This window comes from Methylobacterium brachiatum, assembly GCF_900113845.1.
In the GTDB taxonomy this organism is placed as follows: Bacteria; Pseudomonadota; Alphaproteobacteria; order Rhizobiales; family Beijerinckiaceae; genus Methylobacterium; species Methylobacterium brachiatum.
The window spans coordinates 403,972-426,656 of the sequence record NZ_FOQW01000002.1 but is presented as its reverse complement, the minus strand read 5'-3'; the positions used below and the strand labels follow the sequence as shown (position 1 = coordinate 426,656).

Sequence of the window (22,685 nt, the reverse complement as noted above, 5' to 3'; positions counted from 1 at the left end):
CGCGCACGCTGTGCCGCGTGCGCCGCTTCGACGACGCAGGGCCCCGACCGGGTGACCGGCGGGCCTCAGAGGTTTGACCGATGCGTTTCGCCCATTTCTTCGTCGACAGGCCGATCTTCGCGTCGGTCACGTCGATCATCTTCCTGATCCTCGGCTTCGTCGCCTACGAGAGCCTGCCGGTCTCGCAATATCCCGAGATCGTGCCGCCGACCGTGACCGTGCGCGCCTCCTATCCGGGCGCCAATGCCGAGACCGTGGCCGCCACGATCGCGACGCCGATCGAGCAGGAGGTCAACGGCGTCGACAACATGCTCTACATGACGTCGTTGTCGACCAACGACGGCAACATGCTGCTGACCGTGACCTTCAAGGTCGGCACCAACCTCGATATCGCCAACGTGCTGGTGCAGAACCGGCTCTCGGTCGCCCAGCCGCGCCTGCCGCCGGACGTGCGCAACCTCGGCGTGACCGTGCGCAAGGCCTCGCCCGACCTCATGCTGGTCGTGCACCTGCTCTCGCCGAACAAGACCTACGACCAGAACTACCTGGCCAACTACATCTACCTGAACATCCGCGACGAGCTGCTGCGCCTCGACGGCGTCGGCGACATCACGGTGTTCGGCGGTAACGAATATGCCGAGCGGATCTGGGTCGATCCGAACAAGCTCGCCGCCTACGGCCTCTCGGTCACCGACGTCACCACCGCCCTGCAGGAGCAGAACGTCCAGGTGGCCGCCGGCCAGCTCAACGGGCCGCCCGCGGCCAAGGGCGAGGCGTTCCAGCTCGTGGTGCAGTCGCAGGCCCGCTTCAAGACGCCGGAACAGTTCGCCGAGGTGATCATCAAGGCCCAGGACGGGCGCCTCGTCCGGGTCAAGGACATCGCCCGCGTCGAGATGGGCCAGAAGGACTACACGACCAACTCCTACCTCAACGACACGCCGGCGGTGGGCATCGGCGCGTTCCAACGGCCCGGCACCAACGCCCTCGAGGCGGCGACCTCGGTCAAGCAGGTAATGGAGGTCGTCAAGAAGAACTTCCCGCCGGACGTCGAGTACCGCATCGCCTACAACCCGACCGAGTTCATCGAGGAATCGATCCAGGAGGTCTACAAGACCCTGTTCGAGGCGGTCGGCCTCGTGGTCATCGTGGTGCTGGTGTTCCTGCAGAGCTGGCGCACCGCCCTGATCCCGGTGATCGCGATTCCCGTGTCGCTGATCGGCACCTTCGCGGCGATGGCGGCCTTCGGGTTCTCGCTCAACAACCTGACCCTGTTCGGGCTGGTGCTCGCCATCGGCATCGTGGTCGACGACGCGATCGTGGTGGTGGAGAACGTCGAGCGCAACATGGCCGAGGGGCTCTCCCCGGGCGACGCTGCGCACAAGACCATGGACGAGGTCGGCGGCGCGGTCATCGCCATCGCCCTCGTGCTCGCGGCGGTGTTCGTGCCGACCGCGTTCATCCCGGGCATCTCGGGCCAGTTCTACAAGCAGTTCGCGCTCACGATCGCGGCCTCGACCCTGATCTCCGCGTTCAACTCGCTGACCCTGTCGCCGGCCCTGTGTAAGCTGCTGCTCGTGCCGCACCACGCGCGCAAGGAGCCGAAGTTCTTCCTGACGCGGTTCGTGAACTGGCTCGCCAACGGCTTCAACCGCGCCTTCGACGCCACGTCGAACTTCTACGGGCGGACGATCCGCGTCCTGACCGGCGGGTTCGTCGGACTGGGCGCGATGCTGCTGGTCTACGCGGCGGTGATCGCCGGCACCCTGCACCTCGCCCAGACGACGCCCACGGGCTTCATCCCGGACCAGGACCAGGGCTACCTGATCGGCGTCGTGCAGCTCCCCTCGGGCTCCTCGCTCGACCGGACCACCGAGGTGATGCTGCGCGCCGCCAAGCAGGCGCGGACGGTGCACGGCATCGCCAACGCCGTCATCATCGCGGGCTTCGACGGTGCGACCTTCACCAACACCACCAATGCCGGCGTGATGTTCCTGACGCTCACCGGGGCCAAGGAGCGGGCCGGCGAAGGGCGCAGCGCCGCGGTGCTCACCGGCGAGGTGCTCAAGGCGACCTCCGACATCCAAGAAGCCCGGGTGATCGTGATCCCGCCGCCGCCCGTCCGCGGTCTCGGCAACGGCGGCGGCTTCAAGCTGCAGATCGAGAGCCGCCAATCCTCGGAGATCGGCCCGCTCATGGCCGCCGCCGGCGAGGTGATCGCCCAGGCGAACCAGAGCGCCGACGTGCAGCGCGTGTTCACGACCTTCGACAACGCGACGCCGCAGCTCTTCCTCGACATCGACCGCACCATCGCGCGGATGCTGAACGTGCCGCTCGCCAACGTGTTCTCGTCGGTCCAGGCGGATCTCGGCGGCACCTACGTGAACGACTTCAACACGTTGGGCCGCATCTATCAGGTGCGCCTGCAGGGCGACGCTGCGTTCCGCTCGTCGATCCAGGACATCTCGCAGATCAAGGTGCGCTCCTCCACGGGCGCGCTGGTGCCGATGGGCACGCTGGCCTCGGTGCGCGACGTGACCGGGCCGCAGATCGTGCAGCGGTTCAACCTGTACTACTCGGTGCCGGTCCAGGGCGTGGCCAAGCCTGGTGTCTCGACCGGTCAGGCGCTCACCGCCATGGAGGAGATCGCTAAGAAGGCGCTTCCCGAGGGCTACTCCTACGACTGGACCGAGATCGCCTATCAGCAGAAGGCTGCGAGCGGCACCGCCGGCGCCGTCTTCGCCCTCGGCGTGCTCCTGGTCTTCCTCGTTCTGGCCGCCCAGTACGAATCGTGGGCCCTGCCGATGGCGATCCTGCTGGTGGTGCCCACCGGCGTGCTCGCGGCTCTGGCCGGGGTGCAGTTCCGGGGGCAGGACAACAACATCCTGACCCAGATCGGCCTGATCGTGCTGATCGGCTTGGCTGCCAAGAACGCGATCCTGATCGTCGAGTTCGCGCACGACATCGAGCAGCGCGAGCACCGGGGCCCGGTGGAGGCGGCGGTGGAAGCCTGCCGGCTGCGCCTGCGCCCGATCCTGATGACCGCCTTCGCGTTCATCCTCGGCACCCTGCCGCTGGTGATCGCCACCGGCCCCGGCGCCGAGATGCGCCAGGCGCTGGGCACCGCGGTGTTCTTCGGGATGATCGGCGCGACCTTCTTCGGCCTGTTCCTCACCCCGGTCTTCTACGTGGTGATCCGCCACTTCTCGCTCTGGCTCGGCCGCCTGCGCGGCAAGCCGTCCCACGGCGACCATGGCGGGGCGGCCCCCGCCCACGGTTGAGGCGGAACGTCGTACCGCCGGCAGCCCGGCGATCGCAGGATCTCTGAGCCGCGCCCGACCCTGACCGGTCGGGCGCGGCTTCGTTTTGCGAAGGCGTGGGGTCTTCGGTGTAGAAGCCTGTCATGCACGTCCTCGGCCGCCTGCTCCTCGGAGCCTTCGCCCTCCTGCTCGCCGTCCCGGCCGGCGCCGCGATCCTGGTTCTGGCGCTGCTCGTCGACCCCACGGCCAATGCCTGGCTCACGGGCGGGGCGCTCGCCGGCGTGGACATGGCGCTGTCCGACCTCTCCGCCGGCCTCCCGCCGGAAGGGTTGCTCCTTCTGGTCGCCGGCCTCGCGCAGGCGCTGTTCGTCCTGTTGTTCGTGCCCCCCGCCCTGGTCGGTTTCGCCGGCGAGATCTTCGCGCGCCGCGGTTACCTCTGGTACGGTGCCGGGGGCGGCCTGCTGACCGCCGCCCTGCCCTGGCTGGCGCGGGGCGCGGTGCGTCCGCAGACGACCGGCACCGCGCCGGGGCTTCTCGCCGCGGAAGCGCGCCTGACGCTGATCCTGTTCGTCGTCGGCGCCAGTGCCGGCCTGATCTACTGGATGGTCGCCGGGCGCAGCGCCGGCTTCTCGCGTGCGGAGCCGCATGCCGGTGGCGCATGAGCGGTTCGGTCCGGTGTCGGACCGTCCGCGCTTGGCCGCGGGCGCCTCTGCGCGCTAGAGGAGGACCGCCACGAAGCGGATTCCGATGCTCGCCCTGCGCTCCCTCGCCTTCAACGTCTGCTTCTACGCCATGACGACGCTGCTGGCGTTCGGCGGCCTGCCGACGCTGGTCTCCCGCCGCGCCGTGCTGCGTCTGGCCCGGCTCTGGGGCCGTCTGACCCTGTGGCTGCTGCGCGTGGTGGCCGGCATGCAGGTCGAGTTCCGCGGCCTCGAGAACATCCCGAAGGGCCCGCTGCTGGTGGCGGCCAAGCACCAATCGGCCCTGGAGACCCTGGCGCTCTGCACCGTGTTCCCGGAATTCGCCTACATCCTGAAGCGCGAGCTGCTGCTGATCCCGCTGATCGGCTGGTACCTGTCCCGCAGCGGCATGGTGGCGATCGACCGGTCCAAGGGCGCCCGGGCGATGAGCCTGATGAACGCGGCTGCGGCCGACGCCATCCGGGAGGGACGCCAGCTCATCATCTTCCCGGAGGGGACGCGCCGGGCCGTGGGGGCGCCACCCGCCTACAAGCAGGGCCTGTCGCATCTCTACATGGCCCTGAAGGTCCCCTGCCTGCCGGTGGCCCTGAACACCGGGCAGTTCTGGGCGCGCAACAGCCTCATCCGCCGGCCCGGGAAGGCCGTGATCCAGTTCCTGGAGCCGATCCCCCCGGGCATGGGCCGCCAGGAATTCCAGGCGCTGGCCCAGGAGCGGCTCGAGCTGGCGTCCAACGCCCTGCTGGAGGGCGCCCCGAAGGGGTTTGCCGCCGAGGCCGATTCGGCGCCGGCCGCCGAAGCTCCGGCCGGAGCCGCGCAGCGCCGCTGATCGTTCCGGCCGGCCGCGGGCCGAATTTCGCCAGTCACGCCATGACGATGGCCCCTGCGGGCGCTTGTGGATAACCCGGGCGATCACCACATTCCTCCCTAGGAACGTTGTGCTTGACGCCTGTGGATATCGCGCGGTAGGTTGGAACAAATGGCGAACAGAAGAGCCCTGTCCTGGTCGGCCGCGCTTCGCGACCTGAAGGACGATCGCACGCGGAGACAGGATGTGCGTGAAGAACGCCTCAAGACTACCGCTGGCCTGCGCGGCACGCCGGCCCTCCCGCTCTCGGCCTGGCGCGGGCGCTCGGGCCGGCGCTACGTGGTCGGGGTTCATCCGGCCGGCGCCTTCGATCTCGACGAGATGGCGGAAGCCGTGGTGATCGCCGTGCGGCGCGACGATACCGGCATTGCCGAGATGGTCTCGGTGGCAACCTCGAACGAGAGCCCGCGCGACCATCTCCGGCGGACCTGGCTCGACCGGGTGCGCACGCGGGGCGCCACGGAGCTGCACGTGCATCGCCTGGCCGATGACGAGGCCGAGCGGACGGCGATCGTCAACGACCTGCAGCTCGACACGATCGAGCCGGCTCAAGTCTGAGCCGAAAAACCGGTCCCGTCGGGCGGATCGGTCCGCCCGCCGGTCGACCGATCCCGGCGCCGCCCCAGTTTTGCCCCGTGCATGGCCTCAAGGCGGGGCCGGCAGCCCCGTGATCCGGGGCGGATGACGGGGAGCGGGATGCATGGTTCAGGATCGGACGCAGCCGGGTCTTGATGCGCGGGCCTCACGGGCGCAGACGGCGCGACGGTTCCGGCTCGGTCTGTTCCTGCCCTATATCCTGCTCGCGCTGATCGCGGTCGCCTGGTCGGCCGGCTGGTTCTGGCTCCGGGGCCGGGCGGCGACGGAGATCGATGGCTGGATCGCCCGGGAGGCGGCAGCCGGGCGTAGCTGGACCTGCGCCGACCGGTCGCTCACCGGCTATCCGTTCCGGATCGAGCTGCGCTGCAGCGCCGTCACGCTGGAGCGGTCCGATGGCCGGTTCCGCCTCGGCCCGTCCACCGCGGTGGCACAGGTCTACCAGCCGCGCCTGGTTCTGTTCGAGAGCGCCGGGCCGTTCCACGTCGAGCAGGGCGCGCTGACCGGCGACGCCGCCTGGAGCAAGCTCCAGGGCAGCGTCCACGGCGCGTCGGACGGGTTCACCCGCGCCTCCCTGGTGGTGGACGGCCCGAACGTCACCGTCACCGGCACCGATCCGGGGCCGATCGTGGTCACCGGCCAGCATCTGGAGCTGCACGCGCGGCCGACTCCCGGCCGTTACGAATCCGAGGGCGCCGTCGATGTCAGCCTGCGCCTGGCTCAGGCCGTCGTGCCGCAGCTCGACGCGCTCACCGGCAACCCCGCGCCGGGCGACCTGTCCCTGGACGCGACGCTCACCCAGGCGACCGTCCTGCGGACCGGGCCGGTGCCGCGGGAGCTGGAGCGCTGGCGGCAGGCCGGCGGAACCCTCGACCTGACCGGTTTGTCCCTGGCCAAGGGCGCCCAGCGCGTCCAGGCGAAGGGCGCGCTCGCCCTGGACGATGCCCACCGTCCGGTCGGGCAGCTCGACCTGCGGGCGGCCGGAATGGATGCCCTGATCGGCAGCGTGGTCGGCCAGCGCTTCGGCTCGGACAAGGGCGCTCTGGTCGGCCAGCTCGTCGGCGGCCTGCTGGGCCTGGGCTGGCAACCCGAGCCGGAGGCGTCGGCGGATGCGGCCCCGCTCAAGCCCCTGCCGCCGCTGAAGCTCGTCAACGGGCGCCTGGTGTTCAGCGGGTTCCCGATCCCGAACGTCTACCTGCCGGTCCTGTACTAGATCGGCTATACCGCCGCGATGTCCGCCCTGCTCCCACCGGCCCGCGTCAAGATCTGCGGGCTCAGCACGCCCGAGACCGTCGAAGCCGCTCTGGCGGCCGGCGCGGATTGGATCGGGCTCGTCCACTTCCCGCGAAGTCCGCGCCACGTAGCCTTCGACGAGGCGTCGCACTTGTCGGCGCAGGCCCGGGGGCGCGCCGAACGCGTCGTCCTCCTGGTCGATCCGGACGACGCGGTGGTGCGGGCGGCGATCGAGGCGGTCGATCCCGACCTGATCCAGCTCCACGGGCGCGAAAGCCCGGAGCGGGTCGCGGCGATCCGCGCGCTCGCCGGCCGGCCGGTGATGAAGGCGATCGGTGTGGCCGCCCGGGCCGACCTCACGGCGATCCCGCCCTATGCCGGGGTGGCGGACCGGATCCTGCTGGATGCCAAGCCGCCGGCCGGGGCCGCGCTCCCCGGCGGCAACGGCCACCGGTTCGACTGGTCGATCCTGGACGGCGCCGACCTGCCGGCGGGCACGATGCTGTCCGGGGGGCTCGATGCCGGCAATGTCGGCGAGGCTCTATCCCGGACGGGGCTCGGAGCCGTTGATGTGTCCTCGGGCGTCGAAACCGCGCCCGGCGTCAAGGATCCGGAGAGGATCGCGGCTTTCGTGGCCGCGGTCCGGGCGGCGCGCTGACGGGCGCGGCTCAGCGCGGCGCCGGCAGCGCGGTCCGGTTGGTGTTGGGGACCGTGTAGGGGCCCTGCGTCTCGCTCTCCGGGGCGTAGGCGCGCAGCCGGTTCGCCTCGCGCTCGTAGCGGGTCGCCTCGCGGCGGTGGTAGCGCACATTCGCCCGGGTCTTGCCCTGGCCGAGCCAGGTGAAGACGCCGCCGACCACGATGCCCAGGGCCACCGCGCCGAACAGGATCGCGTAGAGCGGCAGGTTCACGCTGAACACCGGGGCGTCGGCGTTGAACGGGTCGAAGGAGAGCGGCACCGGCGCCCGGTTGGCGACCGCCAGCAGGATCACCAGGGCGGCGATCGGGAGCAGCACCAGGCTCTTCAGGAAACGGATCATCGCGCTCACAGACCTCTTCCTACTCGGCAGCCGACGCGCTCTCGCCGATGCCCGCGGCGTTGAGGCGCTGACGCATCTCTTTCCCGGTCTTGAACACGGGAATCGCCTTCTCGGACACGGCAACGGCCGCGCCGGTGCGCGGGTTGCGTCCCTTCCGCGCTTCTCGGCGCTTGACCGAGAAGGCGCCGAAGCCGCGCAGCTCGACCCGGTCGCCCCGGGCCAGCGCATCCGAGATGGTGTCGAGGATCGCGTTGACCAGGATCTCGACGTCGCGCTGGTAGAGATGCGGGTTCTGCTCGGCGATCTTGAGGACGAGCTCCGACTTGATCATGGCGTCTGGTCTTCTCGGGGAATCGGGGCGGGCTTCCGGGCTGCCGTCTCGGTCGGGGGCGCTCAGGGCTCCGGGCGCCACAGGACGAGGAGGCCGCCGCCGGCCGTCTCAGCCTGGGTGCCGACGGCCCGCAGACGCCCGGCGAGCCCGTCGAAGCCCAGGAGGTCCGCGCCGATGCCGGCGGCCGACCAGAGGGAGAAGTCGCTCTCCTTGCTCGGCTTCCAGTCCTTGATCGGCAGGTCCTTCGGGACGCCCCGGTCCTTCTCGAGCCAGGCCACCGCCTGGCGCTCGCCGCCCAGCTCGTCCACCAGCTTCAGGGGCACGCTCTGGCGGCCGCTGAACACCCGCCCGTCTGACACGACGGCGAGCTGGCCGGGATCCATGCCCCGGCGCTCCGCGACCAGGCCCTTGAACCACGCGTAGGTGTCGCCGACCACGGCGGCCAAAGCGGCGCGCGCCTCCGGGGTGGTCGGGGTGAAGCCCGACGGCTCGGCCTTGAGCGGCGAGGATTTGACCGACTCGACCTTGACCCCGACCTTGTCGAGCAGGCCCGACAGGTCCGGATACTGGAACAGCACGCCGATCGAGCCGACCAGGCTGGTCTCCCGGGCGACGATATGGTCGGCCGCGATGGCGGTGATGTAGGCGCCCGAGGCCGCGGTGCCGTCCACGAAGGCGACCAGCGGCTTCTTGGCAGCGAGCGCGCGCAGGTTGCGGAAGATCTCCTCCGACCCGGTGGTGGTGCCGCCCGGCGAGTTGATCGAGACGATCACGCCCTTCACGGCGTCCGACTCGCCGACCCGCTTCATCAGCTTGGCGGTCGATTCGCTGCCGGCGATGAAGCCCGAGACCGAGATGCGGGCGATCTGCGGGCGCACCGCGAAGGCGCCGTCGGGGCCGGTCCGGACCCGGTAGCCCAGGGCGCCCACCGCGACGATCAGGCCGCCGATCCCGAGCACCCGCCACAGGGACAATCTGCGGCGCAGGCGCCGGCGGTCGATCAGCAGTTCGGCGTCGGCTGCCATGCGTACGCTTCCCCTCGCCTCCCCGGATCGACCCCGAGCTGGGGTGCGGGGGCGAGGCCCCGCGCCGGGCAAGTCCTTGGTTTCCTTTGCGTCGCGCGGCCGGAGCCGCACGACGCCGGTGTTCTAGAGCATTTTCCGCGGGCCTGGATATGGGCCGCGCGAAGAAAATGCGGTGCCCCCGGGCAGACCCTCAAGACGGGCTGTCCGCGGGCAGCCCGCGGGGTATCGATCCGGTCCCATTCGGAGGCACAGGTCACTCGATGGATCTCTTGCCTGGCGCGCATGCGCCGCGTGCGAGCGACCCGTCAGGGACGCTTACGACCTCTCGCCCTTGAACAGGGCGGCGACGCTGTGGGGCGCCCCATCCCCGAAGAACCGCGCCAGATTCTCCGCAGCGGCGATGGCGAATTCGGTGCTGCGGGGAAACAGATCGCCCTCATACCGGCCGAGTGCGGCCTCCACGCTGTCGGGCGCGGCGATGAGCGCCCGGGCGAGGTCCGCGCCGTCGTGCAGGGCGAGGTTCGCCCCCGCGCCCGAGAACGGCGACATGAGATGTGCGGCGTCGCCGAGAAGCGTGACGCCGGGGACGCGCGCCCAGCGATGGTCGGTCGGCAGCGCGTGGATGAGCCGCAGGATCGGGGCCGTGTCGCTATGGCCGACCAGGGCGGCGAGCTGCGGCGCCCATCCTGCGAAGGGCCCGGCGATGCGGGCGAGACTCACAGGCGCATCCGGGACGCCCATGGTCGCGAACCATTCTGCCGGCTGCCGCAAGGCCGCGTAGATGTGCAGCGTCCCGTCGGCATAGCGGTGGGCGAGAATGCCCCGTCCCGGCGCGAGCGCCATCAGCGTGCCGCTGCCGATCGCGTCGGCGCTGTCCCTGTATCGCGCGGCCCCGGCGAGCAGGGACGTCTCGACGAACGCGATGCCGCTATAGGCCGGACGTGCCTCCGACAGGCGGGGGCGCACCGTCGACCAGGCGCCGTCGGCGCCCACGAGCAGATCGGACGTGACGGTCGCACCATCCGCGAAGGTGACGGTGTGTCGTCCACGCGCGCCGGGCGCGACGGAAACGACCTTGTGGCCCCATCGGATCGTTCCGGTCGGAAGCGCGGCGATCAGCATCCGCCGAAGGTCGCCGCGACCGATCTCGGGACGATGGCCCAGAGGGCTGCCGGGCTTGTCGAGCAGGACGGCGCCGTCTTTGTCGACGATGCGCTTCGCATCCTCTCCGGGGCGGACGCGGGCGAGGAAGCCCTCGAACAGCCCGGCGGCCTTCAGCGCGGCCTGGCCGGTATGCTCGTGGAGGTCGAGCAGGCCGCCCTGGGGTCGCGCCTCGGCGGACGGTTCGGCTTCGTAGATCGTGGCCGCGATGCCGTGGAGATGGAGGATGCGGGCCAGCACGAGGCCGCCGAGGCCCGCGCCGATAATGGCAATCGCCTGTCGCATGGGGGCGCTCCTGCGACCGCAGGTTCACAGCGCCGGGGGCGTTGCTGGCTGCGGCGCCCGACAGTGTCGGGCTGCTCTTCCGGAGACGCTGGCCGAGCGGGATGACTTCCGCGATCGGCTTGTGTGCGACGGCCCGGAACCGGGCCGCCGTTTTTCGCGACGGTCATGAGAGTACCGCGCCGTCCCGGGTCGGACAACCGGCCTCGGTCCGACCGAGGCCGGCCCCCGCCCGCACCGGCCCGGTGATGCGTCCCGCTTCGACACGGCACAAAAAGAAAAGCCCGCGCGGGACAGGTGTCCCGCGCGGGCTTTGTAACTGATCCGTGGCCGCCACCCGGACAGGCCGGGCGGCGAGACCATCTGGGCTCACTCGTCGTCGGTGCGGGCCTTCTTGAAGGCCGCGCCGAGGATGTCGCCGAGCGAGGCGCCGGAATCGGCGGAGCCGAACTGGGCCATCGCCTCCTTCTCCTCGGCCACTTCCAGGGCCTTGATCGAGACCTGGACGCGGTGGGCCTTGCGGTCGAACTGCACGACCCGGGCATCGAACTTCTCGCCGGCGGCGAAACGCTCGGGGCGCTGGTCGCCGCGGTCGCGAGCGAGTTCGGCGCGACGGACGAAGGTGGTCATGTCGGTGTCGACGATCTTCACCTCGACGCCCGAATCCTTCACCTCGACGACTTCGCAGGTGACGATCTGACCCTTCTTGATCTCGCCGGCCTCGGCGAAGGGGTCACCGCCGAGCTGCTTCACGCCCAGCGAGATCCGCTCCTTCTCGACGTCGACGTCGAGAACCTGGGCGCGGACCATGTCGCCCTTTTTGAACTCCTCGATGACCTGCTCGCCGGGACGGTTCCAGTCGAGATCCGACAGGTGAACCATGCCGTCGACGTCGCCCTCGAGGCCGATGAACAGGCCGAACTCGGTCTTGTTCTTGACCTCGCCCTCGACCTCGGAACCGACCGGGTGCTTCTCGGAGAACGCCTCCCAGGGGTTCTGCAGGGTCTGCTTGAGGCCCAGCGAGATGCGGCGCTTGACCGGATCGACTTCCAGGATCTGAACCTCGACCTCCTGGGAGGTGGAGACGATCTTGCCCGGATGGACGTTCTTCTTGGTCCAGCTCATCTCGGAGACGTGGATCAGGCCCTCGATCCCCGGCTCCAGCTCCACGAAGGCGCCGTAATCGGTGATGTTGGTCACGCGGCCCTTGAGCTTGGCGCCCTCCGGGTAGCGGGCGGCGATGCCCTCCCACGGATCGGCGAGCAGCTGCTTGATGCCGAGCGAGATGCGGTGCGTCTCGTGGTTGATCTTGATGATCTTGACCTTGACCGTCTGGCCGATGGTCACGACCTCGGACGGATGGTTCACGCGGCGCCACGCCATATCGGTGACGTGCAGCAGGCCGTCGATGCCGCCGAGATCGACGAAGGCGCCGTACTCGGTGATGTTCTTGACGACGCCGTCGATGACCTGACCCTCTTCGAGGTTGGCCACCAGCTCCGAGCGCTGCTCGGCGCGGCTCTCCTCGAGCACGGTCCGGCGCGACACGACGATGTTGCCGCGGCGGCGATCCATCTTGAGGATCTGGAACGGCTGCGGGGTGCCGAGCAGCGGGGTGACGTCGCGGACCGGGCGGATGTCGACCTGCGAGCGCGGCAGGAACGCCACGGCGCCGTCGAGGTCGACGGTGTAGCCGCCCTTGACCTGGTTGAAGATCGTGCCGGTGACGCGGTCGTTGTTCTCGAACGACTTCTCGAGCTTGACCCAGCTCTCCTCGCGGCGCGCCTTGTCGCGCGAGATGACGGCTTCGCCGAGCGCGTTCTCGATCCGGTCGACATAGACCTCGACCTCGTCGCCGACCTTCAGCTCGCCTTCCCGGCCGGGGCCGGTGAATTCCTTGAGTGCGACACGGCCTTCCGTCTTGGCGCCGATGTCGATGACGGCCACGTCCTTCTCGATCGCGACGACGCGACCCTTGACGACGGACCCTTCGGTGATCTCGTGTTCGAGGAAGCTCTCCTCGAGGAGGGCGGCGAAATCATCGCGGCTCGGGCCACGCCCCAGAGCGGTACCTGCGGACATTCTCTCTCCTGAACGGCCCCCGGCGGGGGCCCGTTGCGTCGGCGGCTCGCGTTGCACGCACCCCCGGTTCGCCGCGGCCGCTCCCGTAAACCTTCGGGGAGAGGCGGCCGGTCCCGCGGGATCCGGCTTGCCGACGCGTCGATACGGATGACGAGGGCGATCCAGCCGGCGACTCGGCGGCGCACAGAATCTTGAGCGCGCGCGAAGCGGAATCCGGGAGGACGCGCGCTCCATACCGCATCGGCTTAACGACTTCAACCGAGCGGGTTTCTCGGCTTCAGGGGCGTGCCGCGACGGCCGTGACGACGGAGCCGCCGGCGCGCGAAGGTCGCTCGGGCCGCCCGCGCCCGGCCCTCCCGCGCGGCCTCGAACGGCGGCCGGGCGTGCAGCCCTGCCGTGATCGGCGCCATGTTGCCTCGCACAGGGCAGGCTCGTATCGCTGGCCCCGAGACAGACCCGCGGGACGGCCTGGCATTGCCGCGCGCGACCGTCCCGCCGCCGGACGAACGATCCCCATGACTTCCGAGCCTATGACTTCCGAGCCTATGACTTCCGAGCCCATGACTTCAGAGCCCATGACCCTCGACAAGCTCTCCCTGCCCAAGGACAAGATCCGGGTTCTGCTGCTCGAAGGCATCAACGACAGCGCCGTCGCGCTGATGCAGGCCGCCGGCTACACGAACCTGACCCGGCTGCCGAAGGCCCTCGACCGCGAGGCGCTGCACGAGGCGCTGCAGGGCGTGCACATGCTCGGCATCCGCTCGCGCACCCAGCTCGACGCGGCGGCCTTCGAGGCGGCGGACCGGCTCCTGGCGGTGGGCTGCTTCTCGGTCGGCACCAACCAGGTCGAGCTCGAGGCGGCGCGCCATCGCGGCATCCCGGTGTTCAACGCGCCGTTCTCCAACACCCGCTCGGTGGCGGAGCTGACCATCGGCGAGATCGTGATGCTGCTGCGCCGGATCGTGCCGCGCTCGGTCGGCGCCCATGCCGGCCGCTGGGACAAGTCGGCGACGGGCTCCCTGGAGGTCCGCGGCAAGACCCTCGGCATCGTCGGCTACGGCAATATCGGCACGCAGCTCTCGACGCTGGCCGAGGCGATGGGCATGCGCGTGCTGTTCTACGACCACACCGACAAGCTGCGCCACGGCAACACCGAGCCGACCAAGACCCTGCACGACCTGCTGGCCCAGTGCGACGTGATCTCGCTGCACGTGCCCGAGACCGACGCCACCGCCAACATGATCGGCGCGGCCGAGATCCGCGCCATGAAGCCCGGCGCGTTCCTGATCAACAACGCCCGCGGCACGGTGGTCGACCTCGACGCGCTGGCGGCGGCCCTGCGCGACGGCCACCTCAAGGGCGCGGCCGTGGACGTCTTCCCGGTGGAGCCCGGCTCCAACGCGGAAGCCTTCGTGAGCCCGCTCCAGGGCATCGAGAACGTGATCCTCACGCCCCATATCGGCGGCTCGACCGAAGAGGCCCAGGAGCGCATCGGCGCCGAGGTCGCCCGCAAGCTGGTCGATTATTCAGATATCGGCTCGACGGTGGGCGCCGTGAACTTCCCGCAGGTCCAGCTGCCGGCCCGGCCGACCGGCACGCGCTTCATCCACGTCCAGCGCAACCTGCCGGGCATGCTCGGGCGCCTGAACGACGTGTTCTCCCGCGGCCACGTCAACATCGCCGCGCAGTACTACCAGACCGACGGCGAGGTCGGCTACGTGGTGCTGGAGACCGACGCCACCGACGCCGATGCCGAGGCGCTGCTGGCCGAGATCCGCGCGATCCCGGGCACGATCCGGGCGCGCCTGCTCTACGAGCGCCGCTGAACCGGCGCGATTTCGCCGCCGCCGCATCGAACGCGGGCCCTGTTGCCGCGTTCGCCTTGCGCGGCGGGCTCGGGCGCTGTTCAAGTCGTGCCCGGCCGCGTTGCTGATGGATCGGCCGGCCGGCGGAGGATGTGCGGTGACGAAGCGTATTGGATGCGGATTGGCCGGCCTCGTGCTCGGTCTGGCCGGGACGATCTCGGTCGTCTCCGATGCGTCCGCCGATTGCCTGCGCCGGATCTACAACCGCTCGACCTACGTGCTGGTCGCCCGCCAGGATGGCGGCCCGCCGGTCACCCTTCTGCCGGGCCGGTCCCTGCCGGTGCGGCTGTCGCGGCCCGGGCAGATCGACATCTCGGCCTATTGCGGCCGTCCGGAATTCGGGGCCGCCCCGGTCACCCAGGCGAGCTTCGATTACGAGGCCGTGCTGGACCGCTGCTTCGTCCGGTTCGGGAGCGACGAATTCTTCGCCTCGCAGATCGGCCGCGGCTTCTTCGGCACGCAGGAGACGGCGCCGTTCACGGTCAACAACCCGCGCCAGGGCGATATCGTCCTCGGCCCGTCCGCCCTCCCCGCCTGCCCGGTTCCGGGTGCGGTGCTCAGCCGGCGCGGCTGAGGATCAGCGCCCCGTCGCGATGCGCTAGAGATAGTGCCGGAAGACGACCCGCCGGTCCTCGGCGGCGCCGGGCGGCGGCGCCGAGATCGGCGTCAGGAAGGGGCTGGCGAGCCGCAGCGCGATCAGGCTGATGGCCGTGAGCACCGGGGCGACGTATCGAAACGGGCGAGCGAGCATGGGCGCCTCCGTCGCGACCTTGCCGATCCAGGCGGTGACCTGAATGCAGCCCTGACGCGTCACCGGAGCATCGCATCGCGAGGCGCGATCGGAGGTGCCGAAGCGCACATGCGTCACGTTCAGCCGGCTCATCAGGCGCGGGGCGTCGCAATCCGCACGCGCCGGCCGGCCCGATCATCCGCGGTGACGCCGCTCCGATTGCGTCTGCGGCCTCGCTGGCGCCTGCCGCGTCACGCTCCTATGGTGACCCTGTGCGGGGGTTTCGCTGCGCGTGCCGCGACGGAGCTTCCCTTCGCCGAACCAACAGCGTGAACGAGGACGCGCGTATGCTGACCCAGACTGGCAACACGATCCTGCGGGGGGATCTCGGCGTCGAGGAGACCATCGAGTCCGACAACATCGTCCGGTGGGACGGCGAGCGGCTCTACGTCGAGCAGGACGTGTTCCACAACGGCCAGCTCGTCCACCGGAAGTATCGGCGCACCGTGTCCGAGCCCGTGGCCCACGCGCTCTGGGCGATCATCAACCGCGCCAAGCAGTGATGCGCCGCCGGTAAAGCCCGGCGCCGCGCAGGCGTCAGGCGGCCACCGCGTTCAGGGGCGCGGTGGTCGAGAGCCGCTCGGCCGGCAGCGCGTCCAGCCGGGCATGGGCGTTGTCGAAGGCGCTCCGGAGCGTCGCGCTGGCATCTTCCACCGCGACCAGCACCGCCAGCTTCTGGGACGTGGCGCGATCCGCGATGCTGCGGGCGGCCGAGAGCAGCGATTGCTCCAGGCTCTGGAACTCGGCCGCGGCCTCCTTGCCCGTCTCACGGGTGGCCGCCGCCAGCCGCTCGAGCGCCGCCTCGAGGGCATGACGCAGGACAAGCGTGCGCACGCGCTCCTGAAGGAGCGCCCTCTCGTCGAGTTTCATCGGAATCCGTCCGCGATGGGGAACGCCGGGAAGATCTCACACTTCCGCGGCCCGTGCAGCCACCTTTTTGCAACAGCGCAATACAGCTTTCCAATCGAGCCCGTGATCCGTCGGAATATCGATCGTTTCAGACCCAAGATTTGTTCTGGCGTTTGATTGTCGATCTCAAAGACAAGGCCGCTTCTCGGCTCTGTTTTTGTGCTTTCAATTTGGTTCTGGCGACGTCGGTGGACGTTTGGGGCGCCGGATTTAAATGGTCATCGGATATTCGTCGCCCGGCGCCTGGCACCGCTGTCGATCGGTTCGCATCGCGCCTGCCGTGGAACCATCGCCCACGGCGGGCGATCTCGGAGCGATGCCCGTTGCGGGATCGCTGCGCGGGGCACGACAAGACGGTCGCGTATTGGCCGGATCTACGGCATGCGCCCTTCAGTACGGCGTCCCGGCCTTGCGCCGCTCGCCGAGAGCCTCGGCATACCACGCGAGCTCGTCGAGAAACTTGGCGGCTGCCTTCTCGATCCAGGCATCCGTGGGCGTTCCGTCCTCCGCAAGGGCCTTCTGAAGGCGCGGGATCGGCAGGAGCGACGGGATGCTGGGCATGCCGAGTTCGGACAGCATCGCCCGGAGCGGCATCGCGGCGCGGACACCGCCGAACTGGCCGGCGGAGTAGCAGCAGATCGCCGACGGCCGCCAGTAATACTCCTCCAGGAAGTGGTCGAGGGTGTTCGACAGGGCCGGCGGAATGCCGTGATTGTACTCGGCCGAGACCACCAGGAAGGCATCCGCGCCCCGGTAGAGCGTGGCGAGCCGCTCCAGCGGCTCCGGGGCGGTGCCGGCCGGGTATTCCTTGTACATGCGGTCGAGGAGCGGAAGGCCCAGCTCGGCGGGATCGACCAGCGGGGCGACGTGCCCGCGCGCTTCGAGCCGGGCGATCAGGAACCGGGCCGCCCGGATGCCGATACGGTCCGAGCGGACGCTGCCGAGGATGACCGGTACGGTGAGGGACATGGCAATCTCCGATCCGCGCATTCGCCCGTGACTTACAGCATCGCGCGGGCTGTGGCGCTGGGGATCATCATTCGACGTCTCGGCGGCGCATGGTTACCTTGTGAAAGCCGATCGACCACGTTCCGCGCGACGGTTCGGCCGCCGCCCTGCCGCCGTGATCCGACCGATCAGGCCTTGGACGAGGTCGAGAGGGCGGAAGCCGCCAGCCCGACCGGTCCGGCGGTGGTGTAGGCGGCGATCGCCTTCGTGACCTGCTGCAGCAGCGCCTGCAGGCCGTCCTCGATGCCGCTGAGCGGGTTCGCGTCGCCGCCCGAGGGTGCGGTGCCCGCGGCAGCCGCCGTGCTGTCGTGCCCGGAGGGGTTGGAACCGGTCACGTCCGGGCTCGCGGCGCCGGCGGGACGGGCGTGGGCTCCCCGATGGTGATGGATAGGCGCGGGATTCCCCGAATCCTGGCCGTCCGCCGAACTGGCATCGGACGCCGATCCATCGGTGACGCTCGTCGACGAGGTGGGCGGTGCCAGGCCACCCTGCGCGTTGATCTGGCTGAAGTCGGATTGCACCTGCAGCAGCGAGGCCATCAGGTCGTTCGAGAGGGCGGGACCGGATGCCGTGCTGCCGGAGGCCGTCGCGGCCCCCGTGGCGTTCGATGCGCCCGTCGCCTGGCTGGCGACCGCGAAGGGGTTTCCGTCCGTCTGCTGGGCGGACGTCGCCCGCGTCTGCCGCAGGGCGCTGAGCAAGTCCCGCTGGAGGCTGCTGCTCGTGACCGAACCGACCGACATGAAACGCCCTCGCGAAGTTCCTGTGCGAGAGCAGGCACGGCGCGTTCCAGAATTTTCCCTGTGATTTCAAAGGGCGAAGAAGGGATGATGCCGGCAGGATCGGCCGCGCGGCAGATTTTGCCGGCGTCGGGGCGGTGTCTTGCGTCGGGGCAGTGTCTTGGCCCGGGCTGGCAGCTGAGGGCGCACGCCCTGCCCTGCTGACACTGGCGAACACGCAAGCTGCCGAACGCGGTTGGGGCGCCTCGCGTGAGGGCTGACGCATTACATCCCGACTTATGCAGTCCGCGACGGGCTTCGTCTCCCGCACGGGAGAGGGAACCCGTGCCGCGTCCGGGGATGCGTGACCCCCCGGCAGGAACGCGCGCCCGGTCCGGGCACGGCTCCGCCCCGCCGATCCTGATGCGATCCTTATAAGATCGCCCTCCCCTCCGTCTCGAACCCTAACGTGGTTCCCGCCCACAATCCGGGTCGGCCGGGATCGGTCGCGGCATGGCCGCGGGCCATCCGGCGAACCGACACGGACCCATCATGCCCGATCTCATCGTCATCGCCGCGGGGCTGGCCTTCTTCGCCCTGAGCGAGGGCTACGCCCTGCTCTGCGACCGCTTCTGAGGAGACAGGCCGCCATGAGCCTCGACCTCACCCTCGGCGCCCTCACGACCCTCGGGCTGCTCGGCTACCTCACCTACGCCCTCGTCCGCCCCGAGCGGTTCTGAGCGGCCCGGACGGACTCCTCCCATGACCCTCAACGGCTGGATGCAGATCGCGCTGTATTGCGCGGTCGTCTTGGCGCTCGTGAAGCCCCTCGGGCTCTACATGACGCGCGTCTTCAACGGCGAGCGCACCTGGCTCTCGCCGATCCTGGCCCCGATAGAGCGCGGCTTCTACCGCGCCGCCGGCATCGACCCCCGCCAGGAGCAGCACTGGCTCGCCTATGCGGGCGGGGTGATCCTGTTCCACCTGCTCGGCTTCGCCCTGCTCTACGCGATCCTGCGGCTGCAGGCGCTCCTGCCGCTGAACCCGGCCGAGCAGGCCGCGGTGGCGCCGGACCTCGCCTTCAACACGGCGACGAGCTTCGTCACCAACACCAACTGGCAATCCTACGGGGGCGAGACCACGCTCTCGTACCTCGCCCAGATGCTGGGGCTGACGCACCAGAACTTCCTGTCGGCCGCCACCGGCATCGCCGTGGCGGTGGCGCTGATCCGCGGCTTCGCCCGGGCCTCCTCCGGCACGATCGGGTCGTTCTGGGTCGATGTCACCCGGGCCACCCTCTACCTGCTGGTGCCGCTCTGTATCCCCTACGCACTGTTCCTGGTCTGGCAGGGCGTGCCGCAGACGCTCGGCGCCTCGATCGACGCGACCACGCTGGAAGGGGCCAAGCAGACCATCGCGATCGGCCCGGTGGCGAGCCAGGTGGCGATCAAGATGCTCGGCACCAATGGCGGCGGCTTCTTCAACGCCAACGCCGCGCACCCGTTCGAGAATCCCACGGCGCTGTCCAACTTCGTCCAGATGGTCTCGATCTTCGCGATCGGTGCGGCCCTCACCAACGTGTTCGGCCGCATGGTCGGGGACGAGCGCCAGGGCTGGGCGATCCTGGGCGCCATGGGATTCCTGTTCCTGGCGGGCGTCCTCGTCACCTACTGGGCCGAGGCGCAGGGCGGCTCCGTGCTCAACGGCCTCGGATTCGCTGGCGGCAACTTCGAGGGCAAGGAGGTCCGCTTCGGGATCGTGGCCTCGGCCCTGTTCGCCGTGGTCACGACGGCGGCCTCCTGCGGCGCGGTCAACGCCATGCACGACAGCTTCACGGCGCTCGGCGGCATGATCCCGCTGATCAACATGCAGCTCGGCGAGGTCGTCATCGGCGGCGTCGGGGCCGGTCTCTACGGCATGCTGGTCTTCGTGATCGTGGCGATCTTCGTGGCCGGCCTGATGGTCGGGCGGACCCCCGAATATCTCGGCAAGAAGATCGAGGCGCGGGAGGTGAAGATGGCGATGCTCGGCATCCTGTGCCTGCCGCTGATGATGCTGGGCGGCACCGCCCTCGCCACCGTGCTGCCGGCGGGGCTGGCCGGTCCGGCCAATGCCGGGCCGCACGGCTTCACCGAGATCCTCTACGCCTACACCTCGGCGGCGGCCAATAACGGCTCGGCCTTCGGCGGGCTCACGGCCAACACCCTGTTCTACAACAGTACGCTCGGCCTCGCGATGCTGGTCGGCCGGTTCTTCGTGAAGATCCCGGTGCTCGCCATCGCGGGTTCGCTCGCCGCCAAGAAGACGCTCCCGGCCTCGGCCGGCACCTTCCCGACCCATGGCGGCCTGTTCATCGGGCTGCTCGTCGGGGTGATCCTGATCATCGGCGGCCTGACCTTCTTCCCGTCTTTGGCCCTGGGCCCGGTAGTCGAGCACCTCGCCGGTTCGGCCGGCCAGACCTTCGCGACGGGCGGCTGAGATGCGGCGCACCCTCCCGACCCGGCGCATGCCGCGCCACCACCTGATGCTGCACCGGGCTCCGCCTGCGCGGCATCGGGCCGGCGCGCCGCCGCCGCGGACCTCCGACCTCGTGCTGGCGCTGCTCGGCGTCCTGCTGCTCGCGGCCCTGGCGCTGATGGCGGCCCACGCGCTCACCGCCGGCACCGCCCCCTGACATCCCGAGGCGCGCTTGCGCCTCCCCGCCCCTCTCCGGACACCCGATCCATGTCCCGCAAGACCGCTTCCCTTTTCAGCCCCGCCCTGGTCGGGCCGGCGCTCCTCGGCTCCGTGAAGAAGCTCGACCCGCGCGCCATGATCCGCAACCCGGTCATGTTCGTGGTCGAGGTCGTGGCCGCGCTCACCACCGTGCTGTTCCTCCGCGACGTCGCCACCGGCGCGGGCGACCTGCTGTTCTCCGGCCAGATCATCCTGTGGCTGTGGTTCACCCTGGTCTTCGCCAATTTCGCCGAGGCCCTGGCCGAGGGCCGCGGCAAGGCCCAGGCCGACAGCCTGCGCCGCACCCGCACCGAGATGATGGCCAAGCGCCTCACCGGCCCGGGCGATCACTACGAGACCGTCCCAGGCACCAGCCTCAAGGTCGGCGACGTCGTGCTGGTCGAGGCCGGCGACCTGATCCCGTCCGACGGCGAGGTCATCCAGGGCGTCGCCTCGGTCAACGAGGCGGCGATCACCGGCGAATCCGCCCCCGTCATCCGGGAATCCGGCGGCGACCGCTCGGCGGTGACCGGCGGCACGCAGGTGCTCTCCGACCAGATCCGGGTGCGGATCACCGCGGCGGCCGGCTCGACCTTCGTCGACCGGATGATCGCCCTGGTCGAAGGCGCGTCGCGCCAGAAGACCCCGAACGAGATCGCGCTCAACATCCTGCTCGCCGGGCTGACCATCGTGTTCGTGTTCGCGGTGGCCTCGATCCCGAGCTTCGCCGCCTATGCCGGCGGCGCGATCCCGCTGATCGTGCTGGTCGCCCTGTTCGTCACCCTGATCCCGACGACGATCGGCGCGCTTCTCTCGGCCATCGGCATCGCCGGCATGGACCGGCTGGTGCGCTTCAACGTCCTCGCCCTGTCAGGCCGGGCGGTCGAGGCGGCCGGCGACGTCGACACGCTGCTCCTGGACAAGACCGGCACGATCACCCTGGGCAACCGCCAGGCCACGGAGTTCCGACCGGTCGCCGGCGTGACTGCGGCGGACCTCGCCGACGCGGCCCAACTCGCCTCGCTCGCCGACGAGACCCCGGAGGGCCGCTCGATCGTTGTGCTGGCCAAGGGCGCCTACGGCATCCGCGCCCGGGACATGGCCGGCCTCAACGCCAGCTTCGTGCCCTTCACCGCCCAGTCGCGCATGAGCGGCGTCGATCTCGACGGCGTCTCGATCCGCAAGGGCGCGGTCGAGGCGGTGATCGCCTCGGTCTCGGCGCAGCCCATGGCGAGCCGGGGCTCGAACGCCGCCCTGGCCTACCAGCCGGAGGCGGAGCCCGACTCCGTCGCCGAGATCCGCGCCATCGCCGAAGAGATCGCCAAGGCCGGCGGCACGCCCCTGGCGGTGGCCCGCGACGGCCGGCTGCTCGGTGTCGTCTATCTCAAGGACATCGTGAAGGGCGGCATCCGCGAGCGCTTCGCGGAGCTGCGCCGGATGGGCATCCGCACGGTCATGATCACCGGCGACAACCCGATGACCGCCGCCGCCATCGCCGCCGAGGCCGGCGTCGACGACTTCCTCGCGCAGGCCACCCCGGAGGACAAGCTGGCGCTGATCCGCGCCGAGCAGGCGCAGGGCAAGCTGGTGGCCATGTGCGGCGACGGCACCAACGACGCCCCGGCGCTGGCGCAGGCCGATGTCGGCGTCGCCATGAACACCGGCACGGTGGCGGCCCGCGAGGCCGGCAACATGGTCGACCTCGACAGCGACCCGACCAAGCTCATCGAGATCGTCGGCATCGGCAAGCAGCTGCTGATGACCCGGGGGGCGCTGACCACCTTCTCCATCGCCAACGACGTCGCGAAGTACTTCGCGATCATCCCGGCGATGTTCCTGGGGCTCTACCCACAGCTCCAGGCGCTCAACGTCATGGGCCTCGCCTCGCCGCAGAGCGCGATCCTGTCGGCGATCATCTTCAACGCCCTGATCATCGTGGCGTTGATCCCCCTCGCCCTGCGGGGCGTGACCTATCGGGCGGTCGGCGCCGCCGCGCTGCTGCGCCGGAACCTGCTGATCTACGGGCTCGGCGGCGTCCTGGTGCCGTTCGCGGCCATCAAGGCCATCGACCTCGCCGTCACCGCCCTGCACCTCGCCTGAACCCGTTCGCCGGA

Annotated in this window: 23 protein-coding genes; 14 read left to right on the top strand and 9 right to left on the bottom strand. The window is 70.1% G+C overall.

Annotation, left to right across the window (positions count from 1 at the left end; translation table 11 throughout):
• Window positions 1-80: 80 nt before the first annotated feature.
• The 6 genes from BMZ47_RS01955 (at window position 81) to BMZ47_RS01930 (ending at window position 7,308) form a co-directional block, all read left to right on the top strand.
• The gene (locus BMZ47_RS01955) at window positions 81-3,278 is read left to right on the top strand and encodes an efflux RND transporter permease subunit (RefSeq protein ID WP_007559943.1); all 3,198 of its coding nucleotides are present in this window, start codon (window positions 81-83) and stop codon (window positions 3,276-3,278) included.
• 122 nt (window positions 3,279-3,400) lie between these two features.
• Complete coding sequence (locus tag BMZ47_RS01950; protein WP_007559942.1) at window positions 3,401-3,919, top strand: hypothetical protein; 519 nt, start codon at window positions 3,401-3,403, stop codon at window positions 3,917-3,919.
• A gap of 85 nt (window positions 3,920-4,004) precedes the next feature.
• Window positions 4,005-4,784, top strand: a complete 780-nt coding sequence (locus BMZ47_RS01945; protein WP_091857958.1) for a lysophospholipid acyltransferase family protein — start codon at window positions 4,005-4,007, stop codon at window positions 4,782-4,784.
• Window positions 4,785-4,934: 150 nt separating this feature from the next.
• The gene (locus BMZ47_RS01940) at window positions 4,935-5,381 is read left to right on the top strand and encodes a hypothetical protein (protein ID WP_039902314.1); all 447 of its coding nucleotides are present in this window, start codon (window positions 4,935-4,937) and stop codon (window positions 5,379-5,381) included.
• Between the two features lie 142 nt (window positions 5,382-5,523).
• A complete protein-coding gene (locus tag BMZ47_RS01935) occupies window positions 5,524-6,630 on the top strand; it encodes a DUF2125 domain-containing protein (protein WP_091857954.1) in 1,107 nt (368 codons plus the stop codon).
• Between the two features lie 18 nt (window positions 6,631-6,648).
• Complete coding sequence (locus BMZ47_RS01930; RefSeq protein ID WP_091857952.1) at window positions 6,649-7,308, top strand: phosphoribosylanthranilate isomerase; 660 nt, start codon at window positions 6,649-6,651, stop codon at window positions 7,306-7,308.
• 10 nt (window positions 7,309-7,318) lie between these two features.
• Here BMZ47_RS01930 and BMZ47_RS01925 read toward each other — a convergent pair whose 3' ends face one another.
• From BMZ47_RS01925 to rpsA, 5 genes are all read right to left on the bottom strand, one after another.
• Window positions 7,319-7,687 carry a LapA family protein gene (locus tag BMZ47_RS01925; RefSeq protein WP_091857949.1) on the bottom strand — a complete coding sequence of 123 codons (369 nt, stop codon included), beginning with the start codon at window positions 7,685-7,687 and terminating at the stop codon, window positions 7,319-7,321.
• 19 nt (window positions 7,688-7,706) lie between these two features.
• On the bottom strand, window positions 7,707-8,018 hold the full coding sequence (locus BMZ47_RS01920; protein WP_007559930.1) for an integration host factor subunit beta: 312 nt from the start codon (window positions 8,016-8,018) through the stop codon (window positions 7,707-7,709).
• Between the two features lie 62 nt (window positions 8,019-8,080).
• Window positions 8,081-9,043: a signal peptide peptidase SppA gene (sppA, locus tag BMZ47_RS01915; protein WP_007559928.1), complete on the bottom strand. Its 963-nt coding sequence runs from the start codon at window positions 9,041-9,043 to the stop codon at window positions 8,081-8,083.
• Window positions 9,044-9,358: 315 nt separating this feature from the next.
• Window positions 9,359-10,489: an FAD-dependent oxidoreductase gene (locus BMZ47_RS01910; protein ID WP_091857946.1), complete on the bottom strand. Its 1,131-nt coding sequence runs from the start codon at window positions 10,487-10,489 to the stop codon at window positions 9,359-9,361.
• A gap of 366 nt (window positions 10,490-10,855) precedes the next feature.
• A complete protein-coding gene (rpsA, locus tag BMZ47_RS01905) occupies window positions 10,856-12,568 on the bottom strand; it encodes a 30S ribosomal protein S1 (RefSeq protein WP_007559924.1) in 1,713 nt (570 codons plus the stop codon).
• 575 nt (window positions 12,569-13,143) lie between these two features.
• Here rpsA and serA point away from each other — a divergent pair.
• Complete coding sequence (gene serA / locus BMZ47_RS01900; protein ID WP_091857943.1) at window positions 13,144-14,394, top strand: phosphoglycerate dehydrogenase; 1,251 nt, start codon at window positions 13,144-13,146, stop codon at window positions 14,392-14,394.
• 136 nt (window positions 14,395-14,530) lie between these two features.
• Window positions 14,531-15,007, top strand: coding sequence for a hypothetical protein (locus tag BMZ47_RS01895; RefSeq protein ID WP_007559920.1), 477 nt, complete (start codon window positions 14,531-14,533; stop codon window positions 15,005-15,007).
• Window positions 15,008-15,031: 24 nt separating this feature from the next.
• On the opposite strand, the gene BMZ47_RS01890 is transcribed toward BMZ47_RS01895, so the two are convergent.
• Window positions 15,032-15,316 carry a hypothetical protein gene (locus BMZ47_RS01890; protein WP_091857939.1) on the bottom strand — a complete coding sequence of 95 codons (285 nt, stop codon included), beginning with the start codon at window positions 15,314-15,316 and terminating at the stop codon, window positions 15,032-15,034.
• Window positions 15,317-15,510: 194 nt separating this feature from the next.
• On the opposite strand from BMZ47_RS01890, the gene BMZ47_RS01885 reads away from it, so the two are divergent.
• On the top strand, window positions 15,511-15,726 hold the full coding sequence (locus BMZ47_RS01885) for a hypothetical protein (protein ID WP_007559916.1): 216 nt from the start codon (window positions 15,511-15,513) through the stop codon (window positions 15,724-15,726).
• A 34-nt stretch (window positions 15,727-15,760) separates the two neighbouring features.
• Here BMZ47_RS01885 and BMZ47_RS01880 read toward each other — a convergent pair whose 3' ends face one another.
• The 3 genes from BMZ47_RS01880 to BMZ47_RS01870 all read right to left on the bottom strand — a co-directional run bounded on the left by BMZ47_RS01880 (window position 15,761) and on the right by BMZ47_RS01870 (window position 17,880).
• A complete protein-coding gene (locus BMZ47_RS01880; protein WP_007559913.1) occupies window positions 15,761-16,093 on the bottom strand; it encodes a hypothetical protein in 333 nt (110 codons plus the stop codon).
• A gap of 429 nt (window positions 16,094-16,522) precedes the next feature.
• Window positions 16,523-17,101 (bottom strand): NADPH-dependent FMN reductase, encoded by a 579-nt coding sequence (locus BMZ47_RS01875; RefSeq protein ID WP_091857937.1) that lies wholly within the window; start codon window positions 17,099-17,101, stop codon window positions 16,523-16,525.
• A 167-nt stretch (window positions 17,102-17,268) separates the two neighbouring features.
• Window positions 17,269-17,880 carry a hypothetical protein gene (locus BMZ47_RS01870; protein ID WP_091857934.1) on the bottom strand — a complete coding sequence of 204 codons (612 nt, stop codon included), beginning with the start codon at window positions 17,878-17,880 and terminating at the stop codon, window positions 17,269-17,271.
• Between the two features lie 489 nt (window positions 17,881-18,369).
• Here BMZ47_RS01870 and BMZ47_RS29090 point away from each other — a divergent pair, with 489 nt between their 5' ends.
• Genes BMZ47_RS29090 through kdpB form a run of 5 tightly spaced genes read left to right on the top strand, consistent with a single transcriptional unit; the run spans window position 18,370 to window position 22,671 of the window.
• Window positions 18,370-18,492 carry a hypothetical protein gene (locus BMZ47_RS29090; protein ID WP_007559908.1) on the top strand — a complete coding sequence of 41 codons (123 nt, stop codon included), beginning with the start codon at window positions 18,370-18,372 and terminating at the stop codon, window positions 18,490-18,492.
• 14 nt (window positions 18,493-18,506) lie between these two features.
• A complete protein-coding gene (locus tag BMZ47_RS01865) occupies window positions 18,507-18,596 on the top strand; it encodes a K(+)-transporting ATPase subunit F (RefSeq protein WP_007559906.1) in 90 nt (29 codons plus the stop codon).
• A gap of 22 nt (window positions 18,597-18,618) precedes the next feature.
• Window positions 18,619-20,334 carry a potassium-transporting ATPase subunit KdpA gene (gene kdpA, locus BMZ47_RS01860; RefSeq protein ID WP_091857931.1) on the top strand — a complete coding sequence of 572 codons (1,716 nt, stop codon included), beginning with the start codon at window positions 18,619-18,621 and terminating at the stop codon, window positions 20,332-20,334.
• Between the two features lies 1 nt (window position 20,335).
• Window positions 20,336-20,530, top strand: coding sequence for a hypothetical protein (locus BMZ47_RS01855; protein WP_007559902.1), 195 nt, complete (start codon window positions 20,336-20,338; stop codon window positions 20,528-20,530).
• 50 nt (window positions 20,531-20,580) lie between these two features.
• Complete coding sequence (kdpB, locus tag BMZ47_RS01850; protein WP_091857927.1) at window positions 20,581-22,671, top strand: potassium-transporting ATPase subunit KdpB; 2,091 nt, start codon at window positions 20,581-20,583, stop codon at window positions 22,669-22,671.
• Window positions 22,672-22,685: the final 14 nt, after the last annotated feature.

Bases quoted from the DNA above. Each gene is read 5' to 3' on its own strand.
- BMZ47_RS01955 (WP_007559943.1), top strand. From the start codon at position 81: ATGCGTTTCGCCCATTTCTTCGTCGACAGGCCGATCTTCGCGTCGGTC.
- BMZ47_RS01950 (WP_007559942.1), top strand. From the start codon at position 3,401: ATGCACGTCCTCGGCCGCCTGCTCCTCGGAGCCTTCGCCCTCCTGCTC.
- BMZ47_RS01945 (WP_091857958.1), top strand. From the start codon at position 4,005: ATGCTCGCCCTGCGCTCCCTCGCCTTCAACGTCTGCTTCTACGCCATG.
- BMZ47_RS01940 (WP_039902314.1), top strand. From the start codon at position 4,935: ATGGCGAACAGAAGAGCCCTGTCCTGGTCGGCCGCGCTTCGCGACCTG.
- BMZ47_RS01935 (WP_091857954.1), top strand. From the start codon at position 5,524: ATGGTTCAGGATCGGACGCAGCCGGGTCTTGATGCGCGGGCCTCACGG.
- BMZ47_RS01930 (WP_091857952.1), top strand. From the start codon at position 6,649: ATGTCCGCCCTGCTCCCACCGGCCCGCGTCAAGATCTGCGGGCTCAGC.
- BMZ47_RS01925 (WP_091857949.1), bottom strand. From the start codon at position 7,687: ATGATCCGTTTCCTGAAGAGCCTGGTGCTGCTCCCGATCGCCGCCCTG.
- BMZ47_RS01920 (WP_007559930.1), bottom strand. From the start codon at position 8,018: ATGATCAAGTCGGAGCTCGTCCTCAAGATCGCCGAGCAGAACCCGCAT.
- sppA (WP_007559928.1), bottom strand. From the start codon at position 9,043: ATGGCAGCCGACGCCGAACTGCTGATCGACCGCCGGCGCCTGCGCCGC.
- BMZ47_RS01910 (WP_091857946.1), bottom strand. From the start codon at position 10,489: ATGCGACAGGCGATTGCCATTATCGGCGCGGGCCTCGGCGGCCTCGTG.
- rpsA (WP_007559924.1), bottom strand. From the start codon at position 12,568: ATGTCCGCAGGTACCGCTCTGGGGCGTGGCCCGAGCCGCGATGATTTC.
- serA (WP_091857943.1), top strand. From the start codon at position 13,144: ATGACCCTCGACAAGCTCTCCCTGCCCAAGGACAAGATCCGGGTTCTG.
- BMZ47_RS01890 (WP_091857939.1), bottom strand. From the start codon at position 15,316: ATGAGCCGGCTGAACGTGACGCATGTGCGCTTCGGCACCTCCGATCGC.
- BMZ47_RS01885 (WP_007559916.1), top strand. From the start codon at position 15,511: ATGCTGACCCAGACTGGCAACACGATCCTGCGGGGGGATCTCGGCGTC.
- BMZ47_RS01880 (WP_007559913.1), bottom strand. From the start codon at position 16,093: ATGAAACTCGACGAGAGGGCGCTCCTTCAGGAGCGCGTGCGCACGCTT.
- BMZ47_RS01875 (WP_091857937.1), bottom strand. From the start codon at position 17,101: ATGTCCCTCACCGTACCGGTCATCCTCGGCAGCGTCCGCTCGGACCGT.
- BMZ47_RS01870 (WP_091857934.1), bottom strand. From the start codon at position 17,880: ATGTCGGTCGGTTCGGTCACGAGCAGCAGCCTCCAGCGGGACTTGCTC.
- BMZ47_RS29090 (WP_007559908.1), top strand. From the start codon at position 18,370: ATGGCCGCGGGCCATCCGGCGAACCGACACGGACCCATCATGCCCGAT.
- BMZ47_RS01865 (WP_007559906.1), top strand. From the start codon at position 18,507: ATGAGCCTCGACCTCACCCTCGGCGCCCTCACGACCCTCGGGCTGCTC.
- kdpA (WP_091857931.1), top strand. From the start codon at position 18,619: ATGACCCTCAACGGCTGGATGCAGATCGCGCTGTATTGCGCGGTCGTC.
- BMZ47_RS01855 (WP_007559902.1), top strand. From the start codon at position 20,336: ATGCGGCGCACCCTCCCGACCCGGCGCATGCCGCGCCACCACCTGATG.
- kdpB (WP_091857927.1), top strand. From the start codon at position 20,581: ATGTCCCGCAAGACCGCTTCCCTTTTCAGCCCCGCCCTGGTCGGGCCG.